Annotated in this window: 18 protein-coding genes; 12 read left to right on the forward strand and 6 right to left on the reverse strand. The window is 48.4% G+C overall.

All coding sequences use genetic code 11. The annotated features are described in order from the left end of the window. Positions 1 to 172: 172 nt before the first annotated feature. Entirely contained in the window at positions 173 to 907 is a 735-nt protein-coding gene (locus tag ACO6VE_RS03650; RefSeq protein WP_422459748.1) for a hypothetical protein, read from the forward strand. Positions 908 to 1,013: 106 nt separating this feature from the next. On the opposite strand, the gene htpG is transcribed toward ACO6VE_RS03650, so the two are convergent. Beyond that, positions 1,014 to 2,933 (reverse strand): molecular chaperone HtpG, encoded by a 1,920-nt coding sequence (gene htpG / locus ACO6VE_RS03655; RefSeq protein WP_422459750.1) that lies wholly within the window; start codon positions 2,931 to 2,933, stop codon positions 1,014 to 1,016. Positions 2,934 to 3,319: 386 nt separating this feature from the next. Between htpG and ACO6VE_RS03660 the strand changes: the two genes are divergently transcribed. From ACO6VE_RS03660 to ACO6VE_RS03675, 4 genes are all read left to right on the forward strand, one after another. After that, a complete protein-coding gene (locus ACO6VE_RS03660; protein ID WP_422459752.1) occupies positions 3,320 to 3,619 on the forward strand; it encodes a hypothetical protein in 300 nt (99 codons plus the stop codon). 23 nt (positions 3,620 to 3,642) lie between these two features. Continuing rightward, complete coding sequence (locus tag ACO6VE_RS03665) at positions 3,643 to 4,410, forward strand: class II glutamine amidotransferase (protein WP_422448107.1); 768 nt, start codon at positions 3,643 to 3,645, stop codon at positions 4,408 to 4,410. 247 nt (positions 4,411 to 4,657) lie between these two features. Further along, complete coding sequence (locus ACO6VE_RS03670) at positions 4,658 to 5,365, forward strand: hypothetical protein (RefSeq protein ID WP_422459754.1); 708 nt, start codon at positions 4,658 to 4,660, stop codon at positions 5,363 to 5,365. A 372-nt stretch (positions 5,366 to 5,737) separates the two neighbouring features. Continuing rightward, positions 5,738 to 8,578: a hypothetical protein gene (locus tag ACO6VE_RS03675; RefSeq protein ID WP_422459756.1), complete on the forward strand. Its 2,841-nt coding sequence runs from the start codon at positions 5,738 to 5,740 to the stop codon at positions 8,576 to 8,578. A gap of 148 nt (positions 8,579 to 8,726) precedes the next feature. Here the strand turns inward: ACO6VE_RS03675 and ACO6VE_RS03680 are convergent, their stop codons facing one another. Then, positions 8,727 to 9,737: a hypothetical protein gene (locus ACO6VE_RS03680; protein WP_422459757.1), complete on the reverse strand. Its 1,011-nt coding sequence runs from the start codon at positions 9,735 to 9,737 to the stop codon at positions 8,727 to 8,729. 202 nt (positions 9,738 to 9,939) lie between these two features. On the opposite strand from ACO6VE_RS03680, the gene ACO6VE_RS03685 reads away from it, so the two are divergent. The 3 genes from ACO6VE_RS03685 to ACO6VE_RS03695 all read left to right on the forward strand — a co-directional run bounded on the left by ACO6VE_RS03685 (position 9,940) and on the right by ACO6VE_RS03695 (position 14,063). Then, complete coding sequence (locus ACO6VE_RS03685) at positions 9,940 to 12,099, forward strand: ankyrin repeat domain-containing protein (RefSeq protein ID WP_422448117.1); 2,160 nt, start codon at positions 9,940 to 9,942, stop codon at positions 12,097 to 12,099. A gap of 172 nt (positions 12,100 to 12,271) precedes the next feature. After that, the gene (locus tag ACO6VE_RS03690; RefSeq protein ID WP_422459759.1) at positions 12,272 to 13,492 is read left to right on the forward strand and encodes an ankyrin repeat domain-containing protein; all 1,221 of its coding nucleotides are present in this window, start codon (positions 12,272 to 12,274) and stop codon (positions 13,490 to 13,492) included. After that, positions 13,464 to 14,063, forward strand: coding sequence for an ankyrin repeat domain-containing protein (locus tag ACO6VE_RS03695; RefSeq protein ID WP_422459761.1), 600 nt, complete (start codon positions 13,464 to 13,466; stop codon positions 14,061 to 14,063). The genes ACO6VE_RS03690 and ACO6VE_RS03695 overlap by 29 nt, the downstream gene beginning before the upstream one ends. 325 nt (positions 14,064 to 14,388) lie before the next feature. On the opposite strand, the gene ACO6VE_RS03700 is transcribed toward ACO6VE_RS03695, so the two are convergent. Further along, positions 14,389 to 15,249 (reverse strand): hypothetical protein, encoded by an 861-nt coding sequence (locus ACO6VE_RS03700; protein WP_422459763.1) that lies wholly within the window; start codon positions 15,247 to 15,249, stop codon positions 14,389 to 14,391. Positions 15,250 to 16,000: 751 nt separating this feature from the next. After that, positions 16,001 to 16,195, reverse strand: coding sequence for a hypothetical protein (locus tag ACO6VE_RS03705; RefSeq protein WP_422459765.1), 195 nt, complete (start codon positions 16,193 to 16,195; stop codon positions 16,001 to 16,003). Between the two features lie 249 nt (positions 16,196 to 16,444). Between ACO6VE_RS03705 and ACO6VE_RS03710 the strand changes: the two genes are divergently transcribed. Both ACO6VE_RS03710 and ACO6VE_RS03715 read left to right on the forward strand, forming a co-directional pair. Then, a complete protein-coding gene (locus tag ACO6VE_RS03710; RefSeq protein ID WP_422459767.1) occupies positions 16,445 to 18,745 on the forward strand; it encodes a hypothetical protein in 2,301 nt (766 codons plus the stop codon). A gap of 215 nt (positions 18,746 to 18,960) precedes the next feature. Further along, positions 18,961 to 19,116, forward strand: a complete 156-nt coding sequence (locus tag ACO6VE_RS03715) for a hypothetical protein (RefSeq protein WP_422459769.1) — start codon at positions 18,961 to 18,963, stop codon at positions 19,114 to 19,116. A 378-nt stretch (positions 19,117 to 19,494) separates the two neighbouring features. Here ACO6VE_RS03715 and ACO6VE_RS03720 read toward each other — a convergent pair whose 3' ends face one another. Then, a complete protein-coding gene (locus tag ACO6VE_RS03720; protein WP_422459770.1) occupies positions 19,495 to 21,702 on the reverse strand; it encodes a hypothetical protein in 2,208 nt (735 codons plus the stop codon). Positions 21,703 to 21,930: 228 nt separating this feature from the next. On the opposite strand from ACO6VE_RS03720, the gene ACO6VE_RS03725 reads away from it, so the two are divergent. Continuing rightward, positions 21,931 to 22,560 (forward strand): hypothetical protein, encoded by a 630-nt coding sequence (locus ACO6VE_RS03725; protein ID WP_422459772.1) that lies wholly within the window; start codon positions 21,931 to 21,933, stop codon positions 22,558 to 22,560. 189 nt (positions 22,561 to 22,749) lie between these two features. Here the strand turns inward: ACO6VE_RS03725 and ACO6VE_RS03730 are convergent, their stop codons facing one another. After that, positions 22,750 to 23,913, reverse strand: coding sequence for an ankyrin repeat domain-containing protein (locus tag ACO6VE_RS03730; protein ID WP_422459774.1), 1,164 nt, complete (start codon positions 23,911 to 23,913; stop codon positions 22,750 to 22,752). A gap of 114 nt (positions 23,914 to 24,027) precedes the next feature. Between ACO6VE_RS03730 and ACO6VE_RS03735 the strand changes: the two genes are divergently transcribed. After that, complete coding sequence (locus ACO6VE_RS03735; RefSeq protein ID WP_422459775.1) at positions 24,028 to 25,785, forward strand: hypothetical protein; 1,758 nt, start codon at positions 24,028 to 24,030, stop codon at positions 25,783 to 25,785. Positions 25,786 to 25,792: the final 7 nt, after the last annotated feature.

Here is a 25,792-nt window from a genome sequence, read left to right on the forward strand (position 1 = left end):
GGAAGTGTAACAGCACTGGGCTCAGGGCATTAGCAAGAAGTTAATTATGATGTTTCCGGGCCAGGATATCTATCGTAAGTCACCTTCTTATCCAAAAGTTTTATTTATAATAATCATTAAAAAGACCAATAATTAAATGAATTAGAAATTGGCGCAATAAAAACAATCAACCATGGAAGAGCTTAAGTACTCGAACGGAGAAGTTGCCATGATAACTGCATCGAAAATCACCCAGGCTTTACATATTGCGAATAAATCAGAAAATAAAAATACTGAGCCTAAAAAAGGAAGCTTTAAAGACCATTTAATAGCTTGTTGTGCAAATACTATTTATATGCCTACCAGTTCAGATATCTCCAAATTCGGCAGTTACTCCCGAACGTATAAGAGCATGCCGAATATTGCACTTTCTGTCAAAAAACCATCAACCCCTCCCGCTGCACCGCCGCCGCCACCAATAATGAAACAACCTGACACATGGGCGCAGATTAAACGCAACATTAGTGCTGAACAAAAGGGAAAGAATAAAAAACACGAAAAATCAAATAAAGAATTTACAGAAGAGCTTTTTGAAAGACTGAAAGAACGCAGAAAAGAAACAGAAGGAACGGAAAGGGTTCTGGAGTCCAAACCACGAAAGTCAGAATCCCAGCCCGTGGAACCTGCCAGGGTTGCTCCAAAGCAAATTGAAACGGTTCCTGTGGGTCCTGGTATAATTCCTCCACCACCCCCTCTTCCTGCTGTTTTATCGGGTAAGAAGGTGATAAAAAGCGACAAAAAACCGGCAATAGCACCAAAACCAGTGGTGATGGGATCTAAACTATCTCCCCCTCAACAATTTCAAATGTCTAAGCATGTACTCGAAAGTATCAAGTTGAAGAGGACTGGGAGGAATTTAGAATCTTGAAAATTCAGGCAGAGATGACCCATCAAAATTGTCAACATGTCATCCGCTTGATAGTCAAAAAAGGCGAAGTCATGACTTCGCCTTTTTGCTGCTTAATCCACTATTTTCAGACAGCCATTTCCAGCAACAGCTTGTTAAGACGCTGAACATAAGCCGCCGGATCGTCCAGTTGACCACCCGCCGCCAGGCTGGCCTGATCAAATACCACCCGGGTCAGGTCGGCAAAGCGATCTTCGTCCACTTCTTTATCCAGTCGGCCAATCAATGGGTGTTCCGGGTTAATCTCAAAGATCGGTTTGGATTCTGGCATGCTCTGGCCGGCAGCTTCCATAATGCGGCGCATCTGCATCCCCATATCGTTCTGCCCAACCACCAGACAGGCTGGAGAGTCCGTCAGACGATGGGTCACCCGAACCGATTCGACATCAGCACCCAGCACATCACTGATGCGCTTGACCAGATCTTCATTCTCTTTAGCCGCCTCTTCCTGGGCCTGCTTCTCTTCTTCGGAGTCCAGCTTACCCAGATCGAGATCACCACGGCCAATATCAACGAACGATTTGCCGTCAAACTCGAACAGGTGGGACATCAGCCACTCATCGACCCGATCAGAAAGCAACAGAACTTCCAGCCCTTTCTTGCGGAATACCTCAAGATGTGGGCTGTTGGCCGCCGCTTTGGACGTCTCTGCGGTAATGTAGTAGATCTTGTCCTGACCTTCTTTCATCCGGGAAACGTAGCCTTCAAGGGATTGATCCTGCTCAAGCCCCTGGCTCTCAGTGGATGAGAAGCGCAGAAGTTTGGCAATACGCTCACGGTTGGCATAATCTTCCGCTGGCCCCTCTTTGAGCACCTGGCCAAACTCTTGCCAGAAACTGGCGTATTGTTCAGGTTCTTTCTTAGCCAGTTTCTCCAGCATATCCAGCACTCGTTTGGTCAGCGCGGTTTTCATGCTGTCAACGGCCGGGTCTTTCTGAAGGATTTCCCGGGAAACGTTCAGGGACAGATCGTTAGAGTCCACCACTCCCTTGATAAAGCGCAGGTACATGGGCAGGAATTCCTCTGCCTGATCCATGATAAAGACACGCTGAACATAGAGTTTCAACCCTTTCTGCATATCACGGTTATACAGGTCAAAGGGAGCTTTGGCGGGAATATAAAGCAGGCTGTTGTATTCCAGCTTGCCTTCTACCCGGTTGTGGCTCCACTTGAGTGGGTCGGTATGGTCATGACTGATGTGTTTGTAAAACTCTTTATACTCTTCATCCGTGATGTCGCTGCGGGAACGGGTCCACAGGGCTTTCGCCGTATTCACCGTTTCCCACTCGGGCGCTTTGTCTTTGTCTTTCTCTTCTTCGTTTTCTTCCTCTGTCGCTGGCATCTCTTCCTTGCGCATCAGGATTGGCATGGAGATATGGTCAGAGTATTTGCGGATGATATTACGCAGGCGCCAGCCATCCGCATACTCTTCAGCCTCAGGCTTCAGATGCAGAATAATGGTGGTACCCCGTTTGTCCTTCGTTATTGGCTCAACGGTAAACTCACCGGAACCATCGGACACCCAGCGCACGGCTTCTTCTGTGTCTACCTTGCGGGTTTCAACGGTCACCTTGTCAGCAACAATAAATGCGGAATAGAAACCAACACCAAACTGACCGATCAGCTGGGAATCTTTCTTCTGGTCACCGGTCAGTGTTTTCAGGAAGTCCGAAGTACCGGATTTGGCGATGGTACCCAGATGGGTAATCACATCGTCACGGTTCATGCCAATGCCGTTATCGGCGATGGTGACGGTGTTGGCGTCCTTATCGTAATCCACCCTGACGTCAAGATTTGGGTCACGTTCCAGCAACTCACTGTTCTTGAGTGCCAGGTAACGCAGCTTGTCTGCGGCATCGGAAGCGTTGGAAATCAGCTCCCGTAAAAAAATCTCCCGATTGGAATAGAGAGAGTGAATCATCAGGTGCAGAAGCTGTTTCACTTCAGTCTGAAAGCCCAGCGTTTCTTTTTTCGTTTCGACTGCCATTAGAACCTCAATTCCGGTTAATCAACACATTGAGTATTTTGATAGTCAGGAGATATGGGCAGTGGTGGAGATTTCAACCCTCTTTCGGTCTTTGGTGATTAAATTTCATTTTATCATCAGTGGCTGTTTTCATATTGTGGTCAATTGATGCAAAATGCACCCTTGGTTATTTGGTTAACTACCTACCAGCGCCACCTCCTGACAACACCAAAGGATGGCGGTAAATAACATTAACCGCCATTGGTTCAATGGCGGTTGTTGGAGAGTCAATGACGGAATTGCAGTATTTTTGGGGCTGGGCAGTTTACCTGGCAGGAGCCTTCGGCTGCCTGCTGAGCCTGTGGTTTATTGTTGGTAATTGGCATCCGCGGCTAAAGCGGCCTCTGATGCTGGCTTTTGCTGTACTGTTTTTCCTGCCCGGTACTGTTCACCCTGAGCATAGCTATCTTGGCCCGGCCTTCCTTATCAGCCTTTATGATGGCCTTAGCCTGGGAGTTGACGCCATGTGGCGAACGGGGCGGACTGTGGCAATTGCCGCTGGTGTTGCAGTGATTGCAGGCTTGTTATTACCGGTCGGCAAGGCAAAAAAAGCAGCTTCTGACAAAAGGCAAAAGCCCAACACAAGCCACGCTAAACATCAACGCAAAGAACCCGCCCTGGGCCCTGATTCCAGCCAGAAATCCTGAACTTAACCGCGATTTATCAAATAATGTGTGAACTTCTTGGAATGAGCGCCAACACGCCTACGGATATTGTGTTCAGCTTCCGTGGCCTGATGCAGCGCGGGGGCAAAACCGGCCCCCACAGTGATGGCTGGGGAATCGCGTTCTATGAAGGCAAAGGGTTACGGGAATTTCGTGATCCCAACCCAAGCTGTGATTCTGAAATTGCCAACCTGGTCTGCCGCTACCCGATCAAAAGCACCATCGTGATCAGTCATATCCGCCAGGCAAATGCAGGCAGAATTGCCCTGGAAAACACCCACCCCTTTACCCGGGAACTCTGGGGCAAACACTGGACCTTTGCCCACAACGGCCAATTGAAAGGCATTAAGAAGTTCCCCCTGAAACACTACTTGCCGGTGGGAACCACGGACAGTGAGTACGCTTTTTGCTGGATCATGGACCAGGCGCGTGAGCGCTTCCCCAAACCACCCAAAAGGGTGAGTACGCTGCAACGCTTTATCCGCCAGCTCTGTGACGAACTGCGTGGGCTGGGCGTATTCAATATGTTGCTGAGCGACTCCCGCTATCTCTATTGCTACTGCAGCACCCGGTTGCATTGGATAACCCGCAGAGCGCCGTTTAATCAGGCCAGTCTCAAAGATGACGACATTACGGTGGATTTTGCCAAAGAAACCACAGAAAACGACATCGTTTCTATAATAGCCACTGACCCGTTAACCATTAATGAGACCTGGCACCCTATTCAGCCCGGCGACATGGTGGTTTTTGATAATGGCGAACTTGCTGCCTGAGTAAAAAAATCGGCATAACTGAAAACCAGTCCTCAACAAGCAATTACACTTAGCAGGTCTCTATCCAGTTCCGCGACTTATAGGTTAGCCCAGGGGGATAATGATGAGTACACCGATCAGCAGACCTGCGTATGATATTAACACCGGCCAACTTGATGACAGTCGGCATCAAGCCCCAAAAACACGAAGTTCAAAAAATTCTCTGTTCCATGGCAGAAGTACCAGAGAGCTTCTTGAACCGGTTAACATGTCAACGTTCAGAGATGAAACCGTAGATCCTGGCCATGCCTTGATTAATGACCGAACTTTTGCCGCAAGAAAAGAACACGTTGCCTCCCTTTCCTGCTTAACCTCAACCCAGTCAAAAATGGCGGATGATAAAAGTGCTGTGCGCCAGAATCGGCTGACTGCACCTCTCCCGGGCCCATCATCTTCATCCCGGCAGGATAATCGGGATGCCTACATTATCAATATGCACACCTTAAGGCCGGAAAACGACGCATTACCTCGTGAAGGCGCAGAACCTGCCTGCCTGAAGCATAATAACTGGTGGGAACGCAATAAAAAGTGGAATAGCACCTTTATCCTCAGCACGCTGGCCACCGCAACAACAGTGACCGCTTCGCTGATTTCAGACATAACCCGCGATGACGATCAGGCACTTTTCCAGCGATCAGGGTCCGTCGTCGTCTGCTGGGCCATGTTGGTGACATTTATTACCCTGAGAAAGAGAAGTGAAAAACTGCCAAGCCGCGAGCTGATGATTGAAGCACCCAACCATAAATTACCCCGGGAAGGGGACGTGAAATTAAAGGACCTGGCTGAACAGATCGGCAATGCCAGCATTACCGAAAGGAAAGTAAAAAGAACAGCCAGTGAGTGCGATTGGGTGATCCTGCTGGCAAGTATCATCGGTACCCTGATTTGGGGGTACGGAGATTTAATAGCCAGGTAAACACAACCAGGAGGCTGACCAAAATAATAGCCTGGCTTTCGTTCCGGGATCAGGGCCAGAGTCCACCGGAGCCAGCCAGTACTTTGCCGAGAGTTCGAAGCCATCAACCAACGTCGGGACCAGTTCCGCTGAAGGCAATTTTGATGGTTCCAGACCACCGCCGGTTCCGATAAACAAAAGAGCGATTATCCCTCTGCCCGGGTCTGTCATTGTAATAAACACATTAAAAAAAAAGGCTTAGTGCAAGTTAATCCAGACATTTGGAGTTGAAAGATTTTATCGGAACAAGAACTTTCAGGATGGTCTGCTCTCTGACGAAGCAAACCAGTAACTATAGTAATAAAAACTCACAATGCCTTGGATAATCGATATATGATTCCACCATGCCAGCCAGTTTATTCAGATAGATCATCTGCCTCTGCGAACCATGGGAAACTGGAGTCTCCTGGTCCGTCTCATATCGCTAATCCCGATACCGTGGTTGCAATAAATTCTCGTATCAGTGTTGCTACCAGCCATTGCCCAGTAACAGAGCGCCCTCTCATCACAACCGCCACTCTTGAGCGAACTGTCCGGAAATTACCCTGTGTTGAACATCCCATTACGGCTGCTTTTGAGCGGGCCATTGAGGAAAAAAATCCGGCACAGTTACTGCGTCTGGTTGCCCGGCATCCGTCGCTTATTGAGCAGTATCCGGCCTGTCTTTTGTTGGCAGACGAAGAAGGCAAGACATTGGTTCATCGGATGGGAGCGTCAGATTATACACTGTTGCTCCGTAAAGCGCTCAACACTGAGCAAGGTAAACATGCATTGTGTACAAAAGATCATAATGGCGACACGGTATTACACCATGCAGCACGGGCTAAAACATCCGGAAGTCTTGATGTGATCATTGCCTCCGGTGCCGGTGCACAGTCTTTGCTCGAACAAAATAAAGAAGGATTGTTACCGCTGCATATTGCTGTTTTACGGGGGTATATCAGCAGCAGCATCAAGATGATGAACTGTGTACCAGAAACCTTGATAACCATGGATAACAGTCATAAAACGCCGCTGCACTGCCTGGAATTTACCCAGGCGTCAGAGCGGGCGCAGCTGGCATTTCTCAAAGTTGCCATAGAGAAGCCCTGTGTCCGTGAGAGACTGAATCACCTGCTGTTCTTTCTCAATTTACACAGCACCGATGCCCAATGTGAAAAAAGAATCCAGCAGTTAAGAACATCGGTTTTGCCAGCCTTCAGGCCTGTTATTGCTTATAGGCCGAATAAAGAAACAGCCATCTCAAAAACGGGTTCCGGGACATTCCGGTGCTCACCTGTCGGGGAGCTGTTTGCCCCTCTATGGAACTGTCCTGAAGTAACTTCCACACTTCCGATGTTGGCCAGCAAAGAAAAAACCTTGCCACAGAGTCACGGAGAAACGGAGAAAAGAAAAAATCTTTGCCTCTGTGACTCCGTGTCTCCGTGGCAAAAAGAGACAGTTACTCAGGGACAATTCCTATTTGCCCAAAAAGACAATCCTCTGGGCAGTACATTCATTCAGGCCATGGATTTATCGTCGACGGTTTCATCCGGTAGCCGGGCATTACGCCATAGGGCAAAACAGGTGCTTCAGTGGCTTGGAGAGGTGGGGGTGTATGGCACCTTTTTCTGCATGAAGAGGGAGCAAGCGCACAGCTTTATCGCTCTGGGTGATGAAAATGTCAGCGTACAACTGGTCAACCAGCTGGTTGGATTGGGCGCTCCAAAAATTCAACTGCGATTATCGCCCCCATGGCATCAACCCACCGCTACCCGGCAGTCGGAAGCAACAGGTCAATCAGACAATAATGCCGACCCGGAATCTGCTGAAGGGCTGAAAACAGAACGATTAAAGCGGGTGGAGCTCAATAAGCTGGCGCTGTTATTGCCCGGCTTTGATCCTGACAGACGCCTCCCGCAATGTTTCCGTATGGGGCAAAGTACACTATCCATCGTACAGTGCGATGATGGAGTACCAGAACCTGCTGTGGTGTTTTCATTTCTGGATCTGCCCGAAAAACACCAGCAACACACTGTCCATTGCGATCATTACATGGTGGTAAAACCCTACCGATTTGACAGTACATCACCGGATGGTCGGGTGTTGTACACCGATTTTGATGGTTTGAACCTGCGAAAAATCCCCCTGCACCTGCCACCCAACAGCCTGCTTCCGGAGCCTGGCACCATCAGAACTTTTACATGCGACCGGGATGAACGACAGTGGATCAGAGAAGCCTTGAATGCCTCACCCATAAACAGTCCCTTACAGGCGAAAACCCTGGGCAGAATCTGTACTTTGTGCCGACAAGGGCATATCCATTTGAATGTCATTTATGGGTTAAAGCATCAGGACGTTTTACCCAGAAGAGAACAGCTGCTAGGTCGATGGATCGATGCCCTGCAAAAAGTCACCCAAGAGAGCAAACCCACGCTGATTTTGACGGGTAAATCCCAGATACCCAACGAACTGCCTGATAACCCGGGCATGGCCAAAACACTGGTGATTATTGATTCTGAGTCGGAAGAGGTTGAGGCACAGCTGGGACAGTTCAGCAAACATAAAGCCGTTGCCATCTGTTTGCTGCCAGACCTGCCAAAACCGGTGTTTCATCATCTGATCACGGCTTCCGATCTGCCTGTATTGACCGAGGGAGCCAATACCACATCCTTTCTTTTGCAAACAGGCCACCCCTATTTGTCCACACTGCCTGATGGTGAAACCCCGATTCCACAGGATATGGGGTATCCCCTTGAGGCGCTGAAAATTGAGGCTCTTTCCTATAAACTCAGGATAAACGAAACGGAACAGCAGCTTTTGCAAGAGGTCTATTCACTGATTTGCCACGGGCATTATCAGGAGGCGATGGACTATCTGGATGACCATAAAACAGCCCTGGCCGATTTGCGATTTATCAATGACCAACAGCATCAGGCCATTTCTGCCGTCACCGTCCGGAGCCTGCTGAAAAAAGGGGTGCAAAAGCGCCTCGGCACCCTGGAAAGGGTGGCACTACTGGCGGCCACTAACCCCTCAGTGGATGCATTGGTTGAATATATTCATGATTGCCTGGACGGCTCATCCGTTGTCGCCCACCATTTTGCCCTGCAACGTATGCATGTGGGGCATGATTTTAACAATGCACTGATCGCCACGTTAGTGAAATTTGCCCGGATAAAACAGGTGCTTTGATCAATGTCTTTTGTCCTGCACCTGGCCTGCTCAACCACAATAGCAATGGCTTTACGCTTAAATTCCGGAGAATAATTCTTACGCTGCTTTGTCACTTTCTACCTCGTCATCAATGGCACTATTGTGCTTAACAAGGTGTCCTAAGTCATTAAACCACTTCATTAGCTGAATGGAATGACTGAAGATAACGCGCTCTGGCGATCACAGCCTGCTCTTTAGCTTCTTCCTTGTTGGAGGTTTGTATTTTGATTCTTTGGTAGATCTTTTTATAGATCTTTTGTCCCTCGGCGTAAGCGAGATCTGTCAGGTAGCGCTTCCTTTCGCGCTCTTTTTTGCGCTCGGCGTAAGCGAGATCTGTCAGGTAGCGCTTCCTTTCGTTCTCCCTTTTACGCTCGGCGTAAGCGGGATCTGTCTGGTAGCGCTCCCTTTGGCGCTCCCTTTCGCGCTCCCTTATACGCTCGGCGTAAACGGGATCTGTCTGGTAGCGCTCCCTTCGGCGCTCCCTTTCGCGCTCGACGTAAGCGGGATCTTTGCGAAGTTCCCTTTGGCGCTTTCTTTTGCGCTCGGCAAGTGAAGAACGGCCATCAACATTAACTTCTGCCCGGGTTGTCTGGTTATCACGTGTAGCCTGGTGCATGTATAACGGATTAACGACAGCAACTGGCCGTAAATCTTGTGAACTATGAATTCCGGCAGGAAGATTAGTTAACTGTAAACCTGAATTTGTATGATTCGCTGTTGTGTGCTCTCTAATTTCAAGCTCGTCCCACATTATTAGCTGCTGAAAGGGAGTACCTGGTGTTAGTAATAATGGATTTTTAACGTGTTCATACTCATTCTGGTAAGGAACATATTCATCAAGAATGGATTGTGGTATCTCTTGAATACCTGCTCCAGAAGTGTTTTCTGCATCGAAGTCTGTTAGAGATTCGATATTATATTTAATTAATGAATTAGAATAATCAGATTCATTCTGATATGTATCTAGTCCGCTATTGTAAATAGAAACAGGGTTCAGCACTCGAACTGGTATGCCTTGATAAACAGGCTGCTGTTCGGTGGCACCAAATTGCAGTTCTTGATCTACTAAACCTAATGCGCTGGACCAAAGATAAAAAAAAGAAGCATCATATGAAGGTAATTGATTGGCTTGATACATCGAATTATTGAATTGTTGAATTACAGCTTAAGACTACGCCTTCTTGTAAAAGTTCCTCTCTTTCACAACTCATTCTTTATTTATCAGTTATCAGTCACTTTTTTAATACATTAGTTCCATATAAAAATAATTGTCCGGGGGGGGATAAAAAAGGGGAAATAAATGTCCAACGGTACTGTTAAAACTGAATTGGGATCAAAAAATGTATGGTGCAGTTTCCAGTCCTGATGGTCAGGGTGCATTCATCGGCACATCCTCCGACAACAAGCCTTCTGGCCATGATGCCACCGATAAGTCGTCAGCTCCTGTTCTTCCTGTCTTGCCAAAAGAGACGTCCCCTGCCCACAGCCCTGCCTCCGCCACTGCCTTGATAGAAAGAACCATCGCACCATCAGGGCATCATAGCCTACAGCCCCTGCCGGAAAACTGGCAATGGCAATTGGTGTCTGGAATTTTGAACGGAGAAATTGATGCCATTTCAGCATTGCTTCAACAGAGTGTCGATGTGAATTGCGACCTCTCCAGCCAGCTTGCGACATTGGATCAGCAACCTGTCAACATTAGCGGGGTAGCCCCCTCAATTGCCGCCCAACTGGCCAGGGTTTTTAAGCAAGAATCGCAATACACCCCACTCCGGCTGGCCGCAACAATTGGCAATCCTGAATTGGTAAAGCTTCTGCTGTCTTCGGGGGCACATCTTGAGTGCAGTAACCCTCTCCATGCACCACTGACAGGAGCTGCCGCTGCCGGGCATCGGGAGATAGTCCAGATTCTGCTGGAGCATCATGCCGAAATACAGGCTGGCAGCACCACAGGTGTCAATTCGCCACTGTACTGGGCCATTAAAGGTGGCCATCAGGATCTGGTGGCGTTGCTGGAACAGAACGGTGCCCGTTTGCAAATCGGTTGCCCGGGCAGGGGTGCCCCGATTCACCATGCCGCCAAAGTAGGATCCTCCAGAGTCGTGGAGTATCTGCTCAATCGGGGCGAGGACATTGATAACCAGAGTACCGGGAAGCATACCCCGGTTTATGCCGCGGCATTCAACGGCCATTTTGAGCTGGTCAGGTTACTGCTTGAGCGAGGCGCAAACAATAGCCATGGTGAAACCGGTGAAAATACCCTGATCTGGGCAGCCTGTTACAGCGGTAGCCTGCAAACGGTCAAATATCTGCTTGACCAGGGGGCGGACATCAACGCCGGTTGCGGGGACTTCGACGCCATCAACAGTAATACCTGCCCCTGGAAAAAAACCTCCCCTATTGAGGCTGCTGCCTATTCTGGCAGTTGGCAACTGGTGGAGTACCTGCTTGAGCGTTATAAGCTGAGAATTGATGCTCCCGGCCTTGGCACCGCCCTATTCCGCCACGCTGCTGAGGGAGGCAAGGTGGTGATGATGGATTATATTGCCAGCAGGACAACCATCAACATTGATGAGAAGGGTTACTATTCCCCGATCTCTTCCGCAGCCCGCAGCGGCTCCATCGCAGCGGTGGCGTGGCTACTGGACAAGGGCGCAGACATTCACGCCCACTGCCGAGGCCATCAATCCCCAATATGCCAGGCCTGCGCCTGGGGGCACTTTGAACTGGCCAAATCCCTGGACAGCAAGGGCGCAAGACTTCAAGGTACTGGGTGGGGTTCGCCACTCTATTGGGCGGCCAGCGCTGGCAGTATGGATATCGTGGCATACCTGCTTGACAGGGGCGTCAATGTTAATGCCAACGATAGCGGGCGCACTACGCCTGTCGTCGAGGCCGCAGCGCAAGGGCACCTTCGGCTGGTCAAATATCTGGTACATAAATCCGCAATAATTGAAGCAGACCTTTTGCTCAATGTCGCCGCAAACGGAGGTCATTGCCCCGTATTGGAGTACCTGTTTGAAAATAAGGCGATACTGCAGCATATCAAGCCGTCACACATCTCTATGGCACTCACTGAAGCGACCTGTCGAGGCCAACTGAACGCAATAAAGTACCTGCTCGGCGCATTCAAGACCCATTTCAGTGCTAACCCCAGGCCTGACATCTCCGACCTTCTCTGGTTAGCGGCACAAAGAGGCACTATTGATGTGGTGAAGTATCTTGTTGAGCAGGGGGCTGACGTTAATGTGGAATGCCAGAGTCTTGGCAGCGCACTCTGGACTGCATCAGAGTCTGGTCGTCTGGATACCGTCATGTACCTGTGTCAACAGGGTGCCAACATTCACTACTCCAACCCGGCTGAAAATGCGGACGTACTTTCCATTGCCAGGCAAGGGAACCATCAGGAGGTGGTTCAATTCCTGCAACAACAGATTGCAGCAGCAGTTCCTGCCGGAAGCCCGGAAGCGCTTATCCTTGATGAGTCAAAAAATGAGTGAAATGAAAGTTTGGGCTAATGAAGCCAAAAAGTTTCCCTATCTTTACTGCCAAGGAATCAGTCACTTTTTTGATACATTAGTAGTTCCATATAAAAATAATTGTCCGGGGAGGGATAAAAAAGGGCAGATAAATGTCAAGTAGGTTTATAAAAACTGAATTAGGATCAAAAAAATGTATGGTGCAGTTTCCAGTCCTGATGGCCAGAGTGCATTCACCGGCATATCCACCGACAAAAAGCCTTCTGGCCTTGATGCCACCGATAAGTCATCGGCCCCGGTTCTTCCTGCCTTGCCAAAAGAGGCTGCCCCTGCCCACAACAGCCCTGTCGCCGCTACCGCCCTGATAGACCGAACCATCGCGCCATCAGGGCAGTATACCCCTACGCCCCTGCCGGAAGACTGGCAATGGCAATTGATGTCTGGAATTTTGCATGGAGAAATTAACGCCATTTCAGCATTGCTTCAACAGGGTGCCGATGTTAATTGCAACCTCTCCAGCCAGATTGCGACATTGGATCAGCAATCAGTCAACATTATCGGGTTAGACCCCTCTGTTGCCGCCCTACTGCCCATGGCTGTTGAGAAAGGATCGTGGTACACCCCAATCTGGCTGGCCGCATTGGCTGGCAATCTTGAAGTGGTAAAGTTTCTGCTGTCTTCGGGGTCACACCTTGAGGCCAGTAACCCTCTCCATGCACCTTTGTCAGTAGCAACCGCTGCCGGGCGTCGGGAGATAATCAAGTTTCTGTTGGCACATCATGCCGACATACAGGCTGGCAGCACCACAGGCGTCAATTCGCCACTGTACTGGGCCATTAATGGTGGCCACCAGGATCTGGTGGCGTTTCTGGAAATGAACGGTGCCTATCTGCAAATCGCTTGCCCGGGCAGGGATGCCCCGATTCACCATGCCGCCAAAATGGGGTTTTCCAGAATCGTAGAGTATCTGCTCAATCGGGGCGAGGACATTGATAACCAGAGTACCGGGCAACATACCCCGGTTTATGCTGCGGCAATCTGCGGCCATTTTGAGCTGGTCAGGTTACTGCTTGAGCGAGGTGCAAACAATAGCCATGGCGAAACCGGTGCCAAAACCCTGATCTGGGCTGCCTGCCGCAGCGGCAACCTGCAAACGGTCAAATATCTGCTTGACCAGGGAGCGGACATCAATGCCGGCGGCCCGGACATCAACGCCATCACCCGGAAAGGACACCACCCCATCGAGGCTGCGGCCTATTCTGGCAGTTGCAAACTGGTGGAGTACTTGCTTGAGCGTTATAAGCTGAGAATTGATGCTCCTGACCTTGGCACCACCCTATTCCGCCGCGCTGCTGAGGGTGGTAAAAAGGTGATGATGGATTACATTGCCAGCAGGGCTGGCCATCAACATTGATGAGGAAGGTTATTATTCCCCGATCTCTTCTGCAGCCCGCAGTGGCTCCATAGAAGCAGTAGAGTGGCTACTGGACAAGGGCGCAGACATTCACGCCCACTGCATGGGCCAGGAAACCCCAATGTGTCAGGCCTGCGGCCGGGGGCACTTGGAACTGGTCAAATTTCTGGACAGCAAGGGCGCAAGACTTCAAGATGCCGGGTCGGGTTCGCCACTCTATTGGGCGGCCTGCGCTGGCAGTATGGATACCGTGGCATACCTGCTTGACAGAGGCAGCAAAGTCAATATTGATGTAGTGAAGTATCTTGTTGAGCAGGGGGCTGACGTTAATGTGGAATACCAGAGCCTTGGCAGCGCACTCTGGACTGCATCAGAGTACGGTCATCTGGATAACGTCATGTACCTGTGTCAACAAGGTGCCAACATTCACTACTCCAACCCGGTCAACAATGCGGACGTACTTTCCATCGCCAGGCAAAAGGGCCATCATAAGGTGGTTCAGTTCCTGCAACAACAGCTTAATGCCAACCCTGCAGGAAGCCCTGAGGGCGATGAGTCAATGAATGAGTGAAATGTAAGATGGTGCTAATGAGACAAAAACTCATGTTATTGAATAGAAATTAACACTTCAGTTTCTTCATTAGCCACAGAATCACCTGGATAAAATTGTTGCTGAAAATAATCTCTCAGGATTGGCAAACCATACAACGCAATTATTGAACCCACTAACAACAAAAATGAACGACTTGAAAGCAATTCAAGAAAAGCTTCAGGTATTGCCTCAAGACACAACTTCAAGAAATCAGTCTCAGTCAGAACTGCACTTGCATACTCATAAGAAATGCCGAATTCATTGGCAAGTTCAATAACAACCAGGTTGACCTGACCTTTTCCCGTCAGTGGTAAATCACCTGAGTTTTAGCTGAATTGACTGACTGACGATACTGCTTTTTGCGCTCCCTTTGACGCTTGGCGTAAGCGGGATCTTTGCGACGCTCCCTTTGGCGTTCCCTTTCGCGCTCGGCGTAAGCGGGATCTCTGCGAAGCGCCCTTTGGCGCTCCCTTTGGCGCTCGGCGTAAGCGGGATCTTTGCGAAGCTCCTTTTGGCGCTCCCTATGGTACTCCCTTAGGCGCTCGGCGTAAGCGGGATCTTTGCGAAGCGCCCTTTGGCGCTCCCTTTGGCGCTCGGCGTAAGCGGAATCTGTCTGGTAGCGCTCCCTTCTGCGCTCTCTTTCGCGCTCCGCGTAAGCGGGGTCTTTGCGAAGCTCCCTTTTGCGCTCCCTTTGGCGCTCCCTTTCGCGCTCGGCGTAAGCGGGATCTTTGCGAAGCTCCCTTTGGCGCTCCCTTTGGCGCTCCCTTTGGCGCTCGGCGTAAACGGGATCTTTGCGAAGCTCCCTTTGGCATTCAATATGTGAAGAATTTTCATCAATAGCTTCTTCGGCTTGAATCGCAGGAGATGTATATTGTTGAAGATGTTCACTTTTCAATCGTGGGGTAATAATCGCAATCGACGCTGTGGATTTAGAGAAATTACCAATGCCATCTTGATCAGGAATTTGAATAGGTGGATTAAGTTTAGTATCAACATCTGTCGAGTTTTGCGAGGTTGATTGAACACCCTTTGTTAAGGAGTATATCGAAAAAGTATTATTTTCAGGATCATATTCTGCAACCTGATAATTTTCCAGTGGTATAGCTACTGGAATTGCAGGAGAATCTTTATAGCCAGTTTGATTTTGTACAGCGAAATCTTTCAACCATTTTTTTTTAGGATTTAAATATCCTTGATTATCTGAACTTGTAGTTTGGTCAGTCATGTCATGCTTAGTTACAGGTTGTCCAACTTCAGTAACCATTCGGGAAAAAGCCTGACCTGTTGCACCAGATTCAGCTAAAGGCACGCCCTGAATATTAGAAAGGCCTATAGAGGCTGGACTTAATTGAGAAGAAGCTAGTCTATCCATTGAATTAATGAATTATCTAATTAAAGCTTAAGACCATGCTTTCTTATAAAAGTTCCTACCTTTCGCCACTCATTCACTATTTATTTATGTCAACCAAGGAAAGCTGGGGGGTCAGAAAGCCGGGGGGCAGGTCTTTCTTATTGACGCAAAACCAGGGAAGCCGAAACTGGCTTAGGCCTTTCTTTTGAATGGATTCAAGATTCAAGACCTAATGGAATGGTCCGCCCCGTTCCCAAAACGGCTTCAAATGAGCCAAGATAGAATGAGTTTTGCGGAACACCATTCAGAATAAGAAACGGAGCGAACCACGGGCACGCAAAACAAATCAGGAACTGATCAAAAAGGTCAGGTAGCTTTCCTCGGAATTGATCTGAGTAAAAAGAGTTTCCAGCTACATGGTGTTGATGCCAAAGGTCATGTGGTTATCAAAAAGAAACTTACATCGCAAAGCACTCTTGCCCTTTATAAAAACACGCTCTTTCGAGCAACCAACCACCACGTTCGTTGTCCCTGCCCACCGAATCTGGTGAGATCGTCTCGCTATTCAACGCAGGTGCCTCAAGCAGGATGCCACTTTGAAGTGCGCTATCCCAAGTTTGCCATTCGAGCTATCCGGGAAAGCTGTAACCACCTCATCCGGTGTGATCCGTCGGCCTTTCAACGGCAGGCCCCTCAGGCAACACTCCGCTTTGAAACGCGCTACCCCCAGTTTGGCTTCCGGACTATCCGGGAAAGCCACAAACACAGTTTCCGGCGAGGCCTGCAGGCCAAAAATGGGGGGCCTATTTCCTGTCCTGTTCCTGCTTGGGTACCCTATTTCCTGCGCAGGTTAATCCTGCTCCTCTACAATTACTTGTCAAGATTCCACAAATAATAAATCAGTTTTAATGTCATACATCAGATTCGTCGACATATTATATTCTGTAAGCACGGATTTTACTGACGAAACTATTTTTTTGACAGGCTCCTATTGATTTGGTGAATAATTATGATCTCCTCGAAGTGTAATTTATTTCATTCTGAATATGCATCCTCAGTTACCGGGGATAGTACGTCTGAAACGCTTGACACTCCTTCACAAAGAAAAGGAGTTCCAGCTCATCCTGCTTCTGATAGTCTTTCAACGCGTACTGTAGAGCCTGAAGTTACTACTAATCACCTTGGCTCTCCAGGCTTTAGCTCTATTTTTTTTGATGCCAGATCTCAGGAATATCTCCTTCTTGTAAAAGCTATTCGTGTTTTGGAAAAAGGTCCGACGTTTAATGATGAAAAAATTGGTTCTGTTTCCAGAAAAAAAATGACCGTTTCTCAACTTAGGCAAATAAAGAATGACTTAAAAGTTGAAAATCTTTTTAAGTTAAGACAGCTGGAGCTTATTACAAACAAGCTCTTTTCTCTTACATTAGATTCTAAAGAAGAAATAAGACAACAAGACATTGCTAGTCTTCTTGAGATATTGTCTGATTTTTACAGCCCTGATAATTTTATAAATTGCATGTTATGTATTATGCAAAAAGTGTATGGAGAACATTTTAAAGCCATGAACGTATGCAGGGTTACGCCCATCACGGCTGCGCTACTCAACAAGGCTCAATCTATGAAATTACCAATAACTGTTGCCGCCAAGCATGAGATTGGAGAAATTGTCGAGCTAATTTTCAGGATTATACTTAGCAAGGACGATATGGGGAAGATATCATCTTTCCCACAATGGTATTCAATTTGGGAATCGTATTTTACGTTAAATATTATCTGCAGCTGCATTAATGTTGATGGCAGTCATTATTGTGCACCCTACTTTAGCCCGGAGCTACCGGTAAAAGTAGCTTTGAAATGTTTTGGTCAATTGCCACACTTAAGTGAAAGGGAAAACGAATTTCTGCAGATGAAAACCTATGGGGGTAGGCTTGATGTAATCAAGATTCAGACGTTACATTTCAATTTGCTGATCGGAAAAGAGGTTAACACGGAACTGGTGATTTCCTACGTAAAAGAGAGTTGTCAGATATTTCAACATAAGTCAGTCATTAGTGTTTCTGATGATTTTGAGCGTTATGGGCTGTTGCAGTTGTTGCATACTGCAACAGTTTGTGTATTAGAAAAATCTGAGCACGATGCACGACGATTAGTTGAATGTTACGAATACTTTTCCTTTCTGCAGCCTTCAGCAGGTGTATTGAAAAACTATATGCAGGCCAGGTGTGAAGAAATATACGGTGCTGTTGATACAGCCAGCTCTATTTATCAGTCCCTGGTCAGTGGAGAAAATCAAGTTCCGGTATTTGAAGAATTGATTCGTTGCCTGGAAAAAATGGGTGATAACGAGGCGGTATATAATGCCTGTATAAATGCAGCAGATTATTACAGAGATAAAGGTATCAAATGGAGAGAAGAGTTCTATGAGCACAAGGCTGTTGCTACGATGATGATCATGACCGGGATGGATGATCTGAAGAACGTTGATCAATCTCCAGGGCAAGATGAGGTGGATGTCAGCGTTGATATTAAACCACAAGCTAAAGTCGACCACAGTAAACCGCAGCAAGGTAATAGAAAAAACAGACTTAAACGGGGAGCAGAAGCTCGTACAACGGGCTCTCGACGTAGAGAAAAAACAGAATCTGCTCAATCCTGCCATCCACCTTGCCCAACAATAAAACTCAAACAAGACACTGCTCATGCTGTGCATTCACGGACAGTGAAAACCGGTTCTTCAGAGCCCGCAAGCAAAAACAATGAGCGGGATTACTGGAGAGAGTTGAATGAGCTATTTTTGGATTATTATCACGTTCCTCACAAATACCGGGATGCTGTCGAGCGTCTTTCCCTGGAAGCCTGTCAGTTTTTTCCAAATGATATATGGATTCTTCATTCTGCGGGTTGGGGCTTTCATCTTATTGGCGATGAAAAAAAAGCCGCTGAGCTGCTATTGAAAGGTCTGCGCCAGTATCTGAACCGTGATTACCCTGAGGTGAAAAGCTTTATACCTGTTGATATTTATGGCAGCTTTGAAGCAGCCTTGGATAAACTCAAGGTTCACCCTGACATCACGCCTGGCTCATTCGCAGGCCTCAATGTGGCCGCTTATTTAAGCTCTCTGGCGTATGTGTATCGGAATTTTGATAATCATTATGATGCGCAGATGCGTTCTTTGGCTAATTGGTTGAACCCCGCCAGGGAGGCCCGTAAAAAAGAAAAACTGCAGTTGGCTTTTACGCCAAAGGTAAATGTAATTACTGCGGAAGTTGGCCAAATTATCAGAAAGAGTATGGTTTTTGACCGTGTCTAACTCGCTTAACCCTTCCAGAAAGCAGGCGCAAAAACACAAGGGCGGTAATAATCTCAAGGAGGCTGTCCGAGAATAGACTGCACTACGCGGCAACTGCTCCTGCGTTGCTCCGGCTCCTGCATCCATGTAGTGGCAGAAAATTGGTCTAAAAATTCCGTTTTGTTCGGTAAATAGAAAAGCTGGGGGTCGAAAAGCTGGGGGGCAGGCCTTTCTTCTTGACGCAAAACAAATCAGGAACTGATCAAAAAGGTCAGGTAGCTTTCCTCGGAATTGATCTGAGTAAAAAGAGTTTCCAGCTACATGGTGTTGATGCCAAAGGTCATGTGGTTATCAAAAAGAAACTTACATCGCAAAGCATTCTTGCCCTTTAAGTAGTTGGCCAAATGGAATCGTATATTTCTGGCTAAGTGGGCAGTTGCTATGCAAGGCGCAACGTAGGGAGCATAGCCGTAGCTATGTGACCGGAGTTGCAACGCCGCAGAGTGACTGACAACTTAGTCAGAAATATATGATTCCATTTGGCCAACTACTTATTGCCAATCTGCCTCGATGCGCTTCGTATCAACCAAAACGATTGAGCAGCAAGATATTCAGAGCCTGCATAGAATTCGTAGCCAGGCAGTGGCCAGAAGGACTGCGTTGGGTAATCAGGTCAGAGGCTTGCTGATGGAATACGGGGTCATTATTCCAAAGGATATAGCCTTTATCCGCAAACAGTTCCTTACTGCACAGACAATGAAAGTTCGAACCTATGTCCGCAGAATTAACGGAATCCGTTCATTATCAGTGTGTGCAGGAATATTACCCGGTCCTCTGCGGCTTTGCTGTGAATTATTGGATCCATCCATGGTAAGGCTGATGTCTCTCCTGCCTCTGGCCATCAAAGGCTCGTAATGTTTGCCCGCAGTCCTGGACGATGCTCTGTGGCAATAATAGCGGTAGAGACAGAAACCAATTCCGACCAGCACAAAGAGCACTCCGCCAAAGGCAATACCGACTATGGCCCCGTTACTCAGGCCCGACGTCGACGGGCTTCTGTCGCTGGAGGCAGATGGGATTATTGTTGGGGTAACAGGGCATAACCGGCGGGTATTACTTCTGATCAATCCCACAAAATCATCATTAAACTGGCAATCCGTTGTCAGCAGTCGATGGTTAAGGCCTGCACATAACTTATCCTGCTCGGAACGACAATCGTTGTCTGTATTATTCTGCTCGCGACCATTAACATGGACATTACAGATATCTGGGTCAGGCCCACCCCCGACAGCAGCTGTTGAATCTTCACCCAGGCTATCGACCTGGCAGTTAATCGCCGTGGTGCTGACAACAGTGCCACCGGAATCAATATCCCCCACCCCGATACCTGCCGTTGCCTCCTTGCCCGAGGCTAACACAGTGCAATTCAGCGCGGTGGTGTTGGCAATCGTTTCAGATACAGTGTTACGTCTGACCAGGCCCGCCCCGATGCCTGCACCTCCACCAGGACCCGTGGATTCCACATGACAGTTCACGGCAGTGGTGTTGGCAACAGTGGCCAGGTTAAAGAGAACCCGCCCGGCACCGATGCCTGCCCTGCCACCTTGACCGGAGGCTACTACGGTAGAGTTCACCGCTGTGGTGTCAACAACCGCACCACCAACAGAAGCTCTACCCACGCCGATACCTGCGTCACCATTCTCGCCGGAGGTTACCACCTGGCAGTTCACTGCTGTGGTGTCAGCCACCGTGTCGAAGACATGAGCCCTGCCCACGCCAATGCCAGCCGAGCCAATGCCAGAAAATCCGGATATATCTGCACCCGCGTTTTCCACCTGACAATTCACCGCCGTGGTGTTGGTGACCCTGCTGATATGATGATCAAGCCACCCTGCGCCAATGCCTGACCCGCCACGGCGAGTCGCCACTTTGCAGTTCACTGCTGTGGTGTTGGCAAGTGAACCAACCTGGAGGTAGCCCACACCAATGCCAGCCTTGCCATAATCAGGTGTAACTACTTTACAGTTCACTGCTGTGGTGTTGGCAATTGTGCCATGACCACCAAGGTGTCCAGCGCCAATGCCTGCGGCCCCTCCTGCCGTGGCTGCCACTGTGCAGTTCACCGCTGTGGTGTTGACAACCTTGCCTCCTGTAAGCCGACCTGCGCCAATACCTGCCTTGCCACTGGACCTGGATCTGGAGCTGTCTACTTGTACATTGCTGTTCACTGCCATGGTGTTGACAACGGTGCCACTGACATCCCCGCCGATAATTCCCCCAATGGCCTTTTTCCCAAAGGCCACTACCCGGGCATTATCAACACAAATATTGCTGACTGTGGCCTGGTCTGAAATTTTACAGGCCACCACCCCGGTGGAGCCTGTGGACGTTATATTGGCACCGGTAAAGCGCAGGCTATCCACACGCCCCTCACCAGCCAATGTTTCCACCAGGCAATTTCTTAGGTTGCCAATGGTCCGTTTTTCTTCTTTGCCACGGAGGATGCCAGTAAAGGGATGAGTGTCATTACCAATGGACTGGCGCAACTGGCCACCGTCAATATACGCAACAGTTTGCTGGTAATTGCCGTTGAGCGGGTAGTCCGGATCATGGCCAATCTTGCCCAGGGTTTCGGCATCAGCCACCGCAATCCACGGGTCATTGTTACGGTTGACGGTTGCTGCCATGCCAGCAGTGGCAAGACCGGACAGCCCCCCCGGCACCACTGCGGCATTCGGCCGCTGACCAGCGCGGGCCAGGCTGGCCGTTTGACGACGGTGCAGCGATCGGTTGTTGTCTTCATCGTTGTCGTTTATCAGGGTTCTATCCGGAGTATTGTCCGGCAAAAGCGGTTCTACCCCTGACTCCCTGAATACAGCCAGACTGCCCCAACGTCCCTGTGGTTGTATAGACATTGTTGTTACAGGTTGCCGGTCACCTGCGGTGCCTACCCTGGACACGGCCGATGGCTCTATCAAAACGACTACCTCATAATAATGATATTCATTATCTTGTGGTTTAGCTTCTGTCCAACAGATAGAAAGAGACTGGGCAAGACAAAAAAACCTCCAAGAGCAAAAATGCTCAACAAGTGGCAAGTGTAGTCAGGCTGATGGCATGAGCAATAATGATTTGAATTTTATCCATGAGTTTGTGAACTTTCATTGTAAAAAAATACTCATAAGAAAAAACACGAGGAATTTACTATGAATTTATCTGCTGTTAAGTCCAGTGAGTTAACCACATCAAATACTGCTGCTTTCATTTCAGAGCAATCCTCAACAAGTGACAATTATCATTCATCACAAATATTTATACCAAAGGGTGATCAGCCATTTGATTTGCAAAGATTGCTTTCTAGCAGGAAAGTAATAAAAAATGATCCCACAGCTGAGTTAAGCATTAAACTTTTTGGCAAGAATTTTTTATCAGGGATCACAGTGTTTTCAGATAAACCTGAAAATGCTTTTTGGACGTCTACTCTAACAAAAGAAACCACAACCGAAAAAAATACAACTGCCTGGATAGAGTGGTGTAGAATAAACCCTTCGAATTCTTTGTTAGGAAAAACTGCAGCTCAATTTCAGGTTTTAGAAACAGCAAACATATTCCATATTGACTCAAATGAAAAATATAAATGCTTATTAAAAGAATATCCTCATCCAGTAGTTCATAATAATTATGTAGACTGGGAACGTGTTGCCATTAATTTTGATGCTGTACATTGTACACAAGATTTTCGTATTCCCAATTGGGATTGTGAATCAACAGCATGGTTCAATAAAGATAAATTAGTATTCCTGAAATGCCTGAATTCACAAGAAATTGAATTGTAATATGGCATCTGGAAAAGCTGGGGGCATTCTTCCTGACGAAAAAACCAGGTAAACAGAAACTGGCTTTGATCTTTCTTTTGAATGGATTAAAGTTTCAAGACCTGTTACTGGCTCCCAGCTCCAGAGTCAACCTCGGCCAGACTCTATTAGCACTGCAACAGCAGTGATGGTGTCAGACCTACCATATTGCTAATCAAAAATAAGGTTTCCCATCAAAGGCGCATACACATAGTCTTTGAGCTGTGGCTTATCCACCGGCAGCAGCGGCAGCAGCGGCTTCAGCGGCAGCATCGGCACCGATTTCGACAACGGTTGTCCCGTTTCTTTACTGTGTGCAACCAGGCGCGAGCGGATAGAGGCCCGGGCGCAGACCTGAAGTGATTGGGGTTGAAAATTATCTGGCTCATTATTCCGATTGATGTTGTCAAACCTGCCAGTCTCGGCCAACAGGACTTTCAAGTTGCGAATTCTGCCCTTGGCAAAATTCAGCGGTGTACACCTATTCCAGGCTCGCGCCTTACAGTTGGCACCCTCAGCCACCAATAGTTGTACTTTCTTGCCCGAACCACTTTTTGCTGCCAAATGTAACGGGGTCCATTGTGTGCAGTTGTCTTGCCTGACTTCAAGGTTAGCCCCCTCGGACAAAAGCAGCTTCAGATAATTCAAGTCGAAACAGTGTTCGCTAGCCGCATGGTGCAATGATGTCAGTTTATATTTATCAGCTGCATCAATATTGGCACCGGCAGCCAGAAGCACCTTGAATACCTCCAGTGTATCGTTTATGGAGATCGAATAAATTAGTGGCGTTGCTTTATTCATATCCCTGGCATCAATATCGGCTCCCCGGGCCAGAAGCTCTTTCGCAACCTCCCCGCTACCGGCTCTGTGCAGCGGAGTCCGGCCTGAATCAGAGCGGGCATTAACGCAGGCACCTGCATCGAGAAATACCTTTAACATCTCCAGATCGGCTTTAGAACAAGCCTGGAACAGTGGCGTGTTTCCGCAATTATCCCTGGCCTCAATATCAGCTCCCCAAGCCAGAAGCTGGTGCACAGTCTCCCCGCTACGGGCTCTATGCAACGGAGTTTGACCTGAAGGATTGCGGACATTCACGCTGGCACCCGCAGCCAGAAGACAGTTGAGAACTTCCGGTTTTTCCGAAGTTACCGCCAGAAACAGCGGAGTTTCGCCATACCGCCCCCTGGACTCAATATCAGCCCCCTGTTCCAACAATGTCTTCATCGATGCCAGGTCACCATCCTCGGCTGCCTTGAGCAGATTTTTATCGTCCGGGGACAGTTTCTTTGTTGCGCCCATCAAGACATTTTCAACGTCTCTCAACAGTGTAATCATAACTACTTCCAAATGGATTATCTCAGACAATCGTCGATAACCCTGCAAACTGCCTTAGCGGATATGGCAAACAGGTAACAGGTTGCAGATCAGGCACAAGGGGACTGGATCTTTATGCCACAAATCAACAATTCTACCACTCAACACATCGTCCAGCCCGGCATCCATAAGTCTGACGACAATGACAAACAGCACAAAAAAGCCGACACAGCAAGATTCGACGATCGTCAGATATCGGTCCATGAACCGACTGAGTCTGTATCGGTATGGGCTACACAAATCGCAAAGGCCGCAAAGGCCGCAAAAGCTTTTGTGATCTCAAAGGTGCCGGGGTTTCTCCTCCGGCAGAGGAAAGTCGAAATCACCACCCCCGTAAGCAGTCCGAAAGTACAGCAACCTGATAAACAACAGGGATCCGGTCACCAAATACGCCCTGAACGGCCACTGCCAAAGCCACCGGGTGACAATAGTGACACCCCCACCTCTCATACCGTGTCGAATAATAGCAGGCCGCTACCACCACCGCCCGGTAAACATAACCAACCATCCTCGGAAATACCCAGAAGGCCGCTGCCACTACTTGTCCAACATAGTGAGCAGACGCCAATGAAAAGCAATCGTCAGCGACTGCCTCCTCTTAAGCAATACAAAAGACCATTACCGGAGCTGCCGGTTGACAATAGCGGTCAGATGCCCGATGAAAGCCTGACCATGGTCACTACCAGATCTGGCAATACCCTGCCCACAGCGACCACGGAGACATGGCAAGCCGCTGAGTCAACCGGTGTTGACACCCTGTATCAGGATATCAGGGAGCAGTATGCTGGCCAGCTGGCAGACCTCGAAGGTACCAATGATTCCGGGTACCAGACGCAGACTATGGAATCGGTAATAGCAGCAGAGGAATCGCTGGGCACAACAGAGCTTAACTCATTGCGAAAAGACAAATATAACTCCGGACAGATCGGGCTGAAAAATATCGAACTAAATCCGACCAGAGAAGCGCTTGATGAGTTGGAAGATCTCAAAACGCAATGGCAAAAGGCAAAAACGGCAATAACAGAATGGCGGCAGAAAAAAGGGGATATGGGTAAACAGTCCCCTGCCGACCAGAGGAAATTCGCAGCGCTTGCCAGGGCCGAAGCAGCTGCAGGCCAGAAGTTCCGTATCGAGCTCCATTTATTTCTGACACAGTGCCGCAGCAAAGAGTGGCGGGACAGCGCTGCTGACTTGAGCATAGACGCCTTTTATAAACTGCAAACCATCATTCAGGCATCACCGCTGAACAATGAAGAGAAATACAGGCATGAAAGTGTGGTAGCAACCGTTGCTCTCTTCGAACAACAACAGCTGCCCGGCTATAAGAAGAAGACGAGAAAGAAGAAGCTGAACGATGCACTGCTACGGCTGGATAGTTGTGAAAAGCTGCTATTGAACAATAACGCGTTGGACAACACTAAGAAGCTGGAACTGTTTGGTAGTTTACATACCAGAATCGTCCGTCATTTTGCCGTTGAGGAGCCCTGGCAAGACCAGAAAGTCAGGCTCGACATGGGTAAGGGCGATCTTCTTGCCTTTCAGCTCTTATTACAACACTCAAAAACAGGCGGCAGTGGCAAACATCCAGACCCGGATAACAGCGAGAAACGACAGTTACTGGAGGATTTCGTGACCAGGAAAAGCGAGGCCCTTGATCGGCTGCAGACCGTCAGGAAAACCTACGATGAGCTTGATGCTGTTAATGAAGACACATGGGAAGACTATGGAGAACTCCTTGAGCTTGCCGACGAAGAGCGTAGCCTGACAACACAGGTAGGTCGCTGGACAGAAGAAAAAATAGCAGCAGCGCAGAAAATGATCCAAAGGGAGTAAAAATCAG

Origin of the sequence: Endozoicomonas sp. ALB115, assembly GCF_049310245.1 — a bacterium.
In the GTDB taxonomy this organism is placed as follows: domain Bacteria; phylum Pseudomonadota; class Gammaproteobacteria; order Pseudomonadales; family Endozoicomonadaceae; genus Endozoicomonas.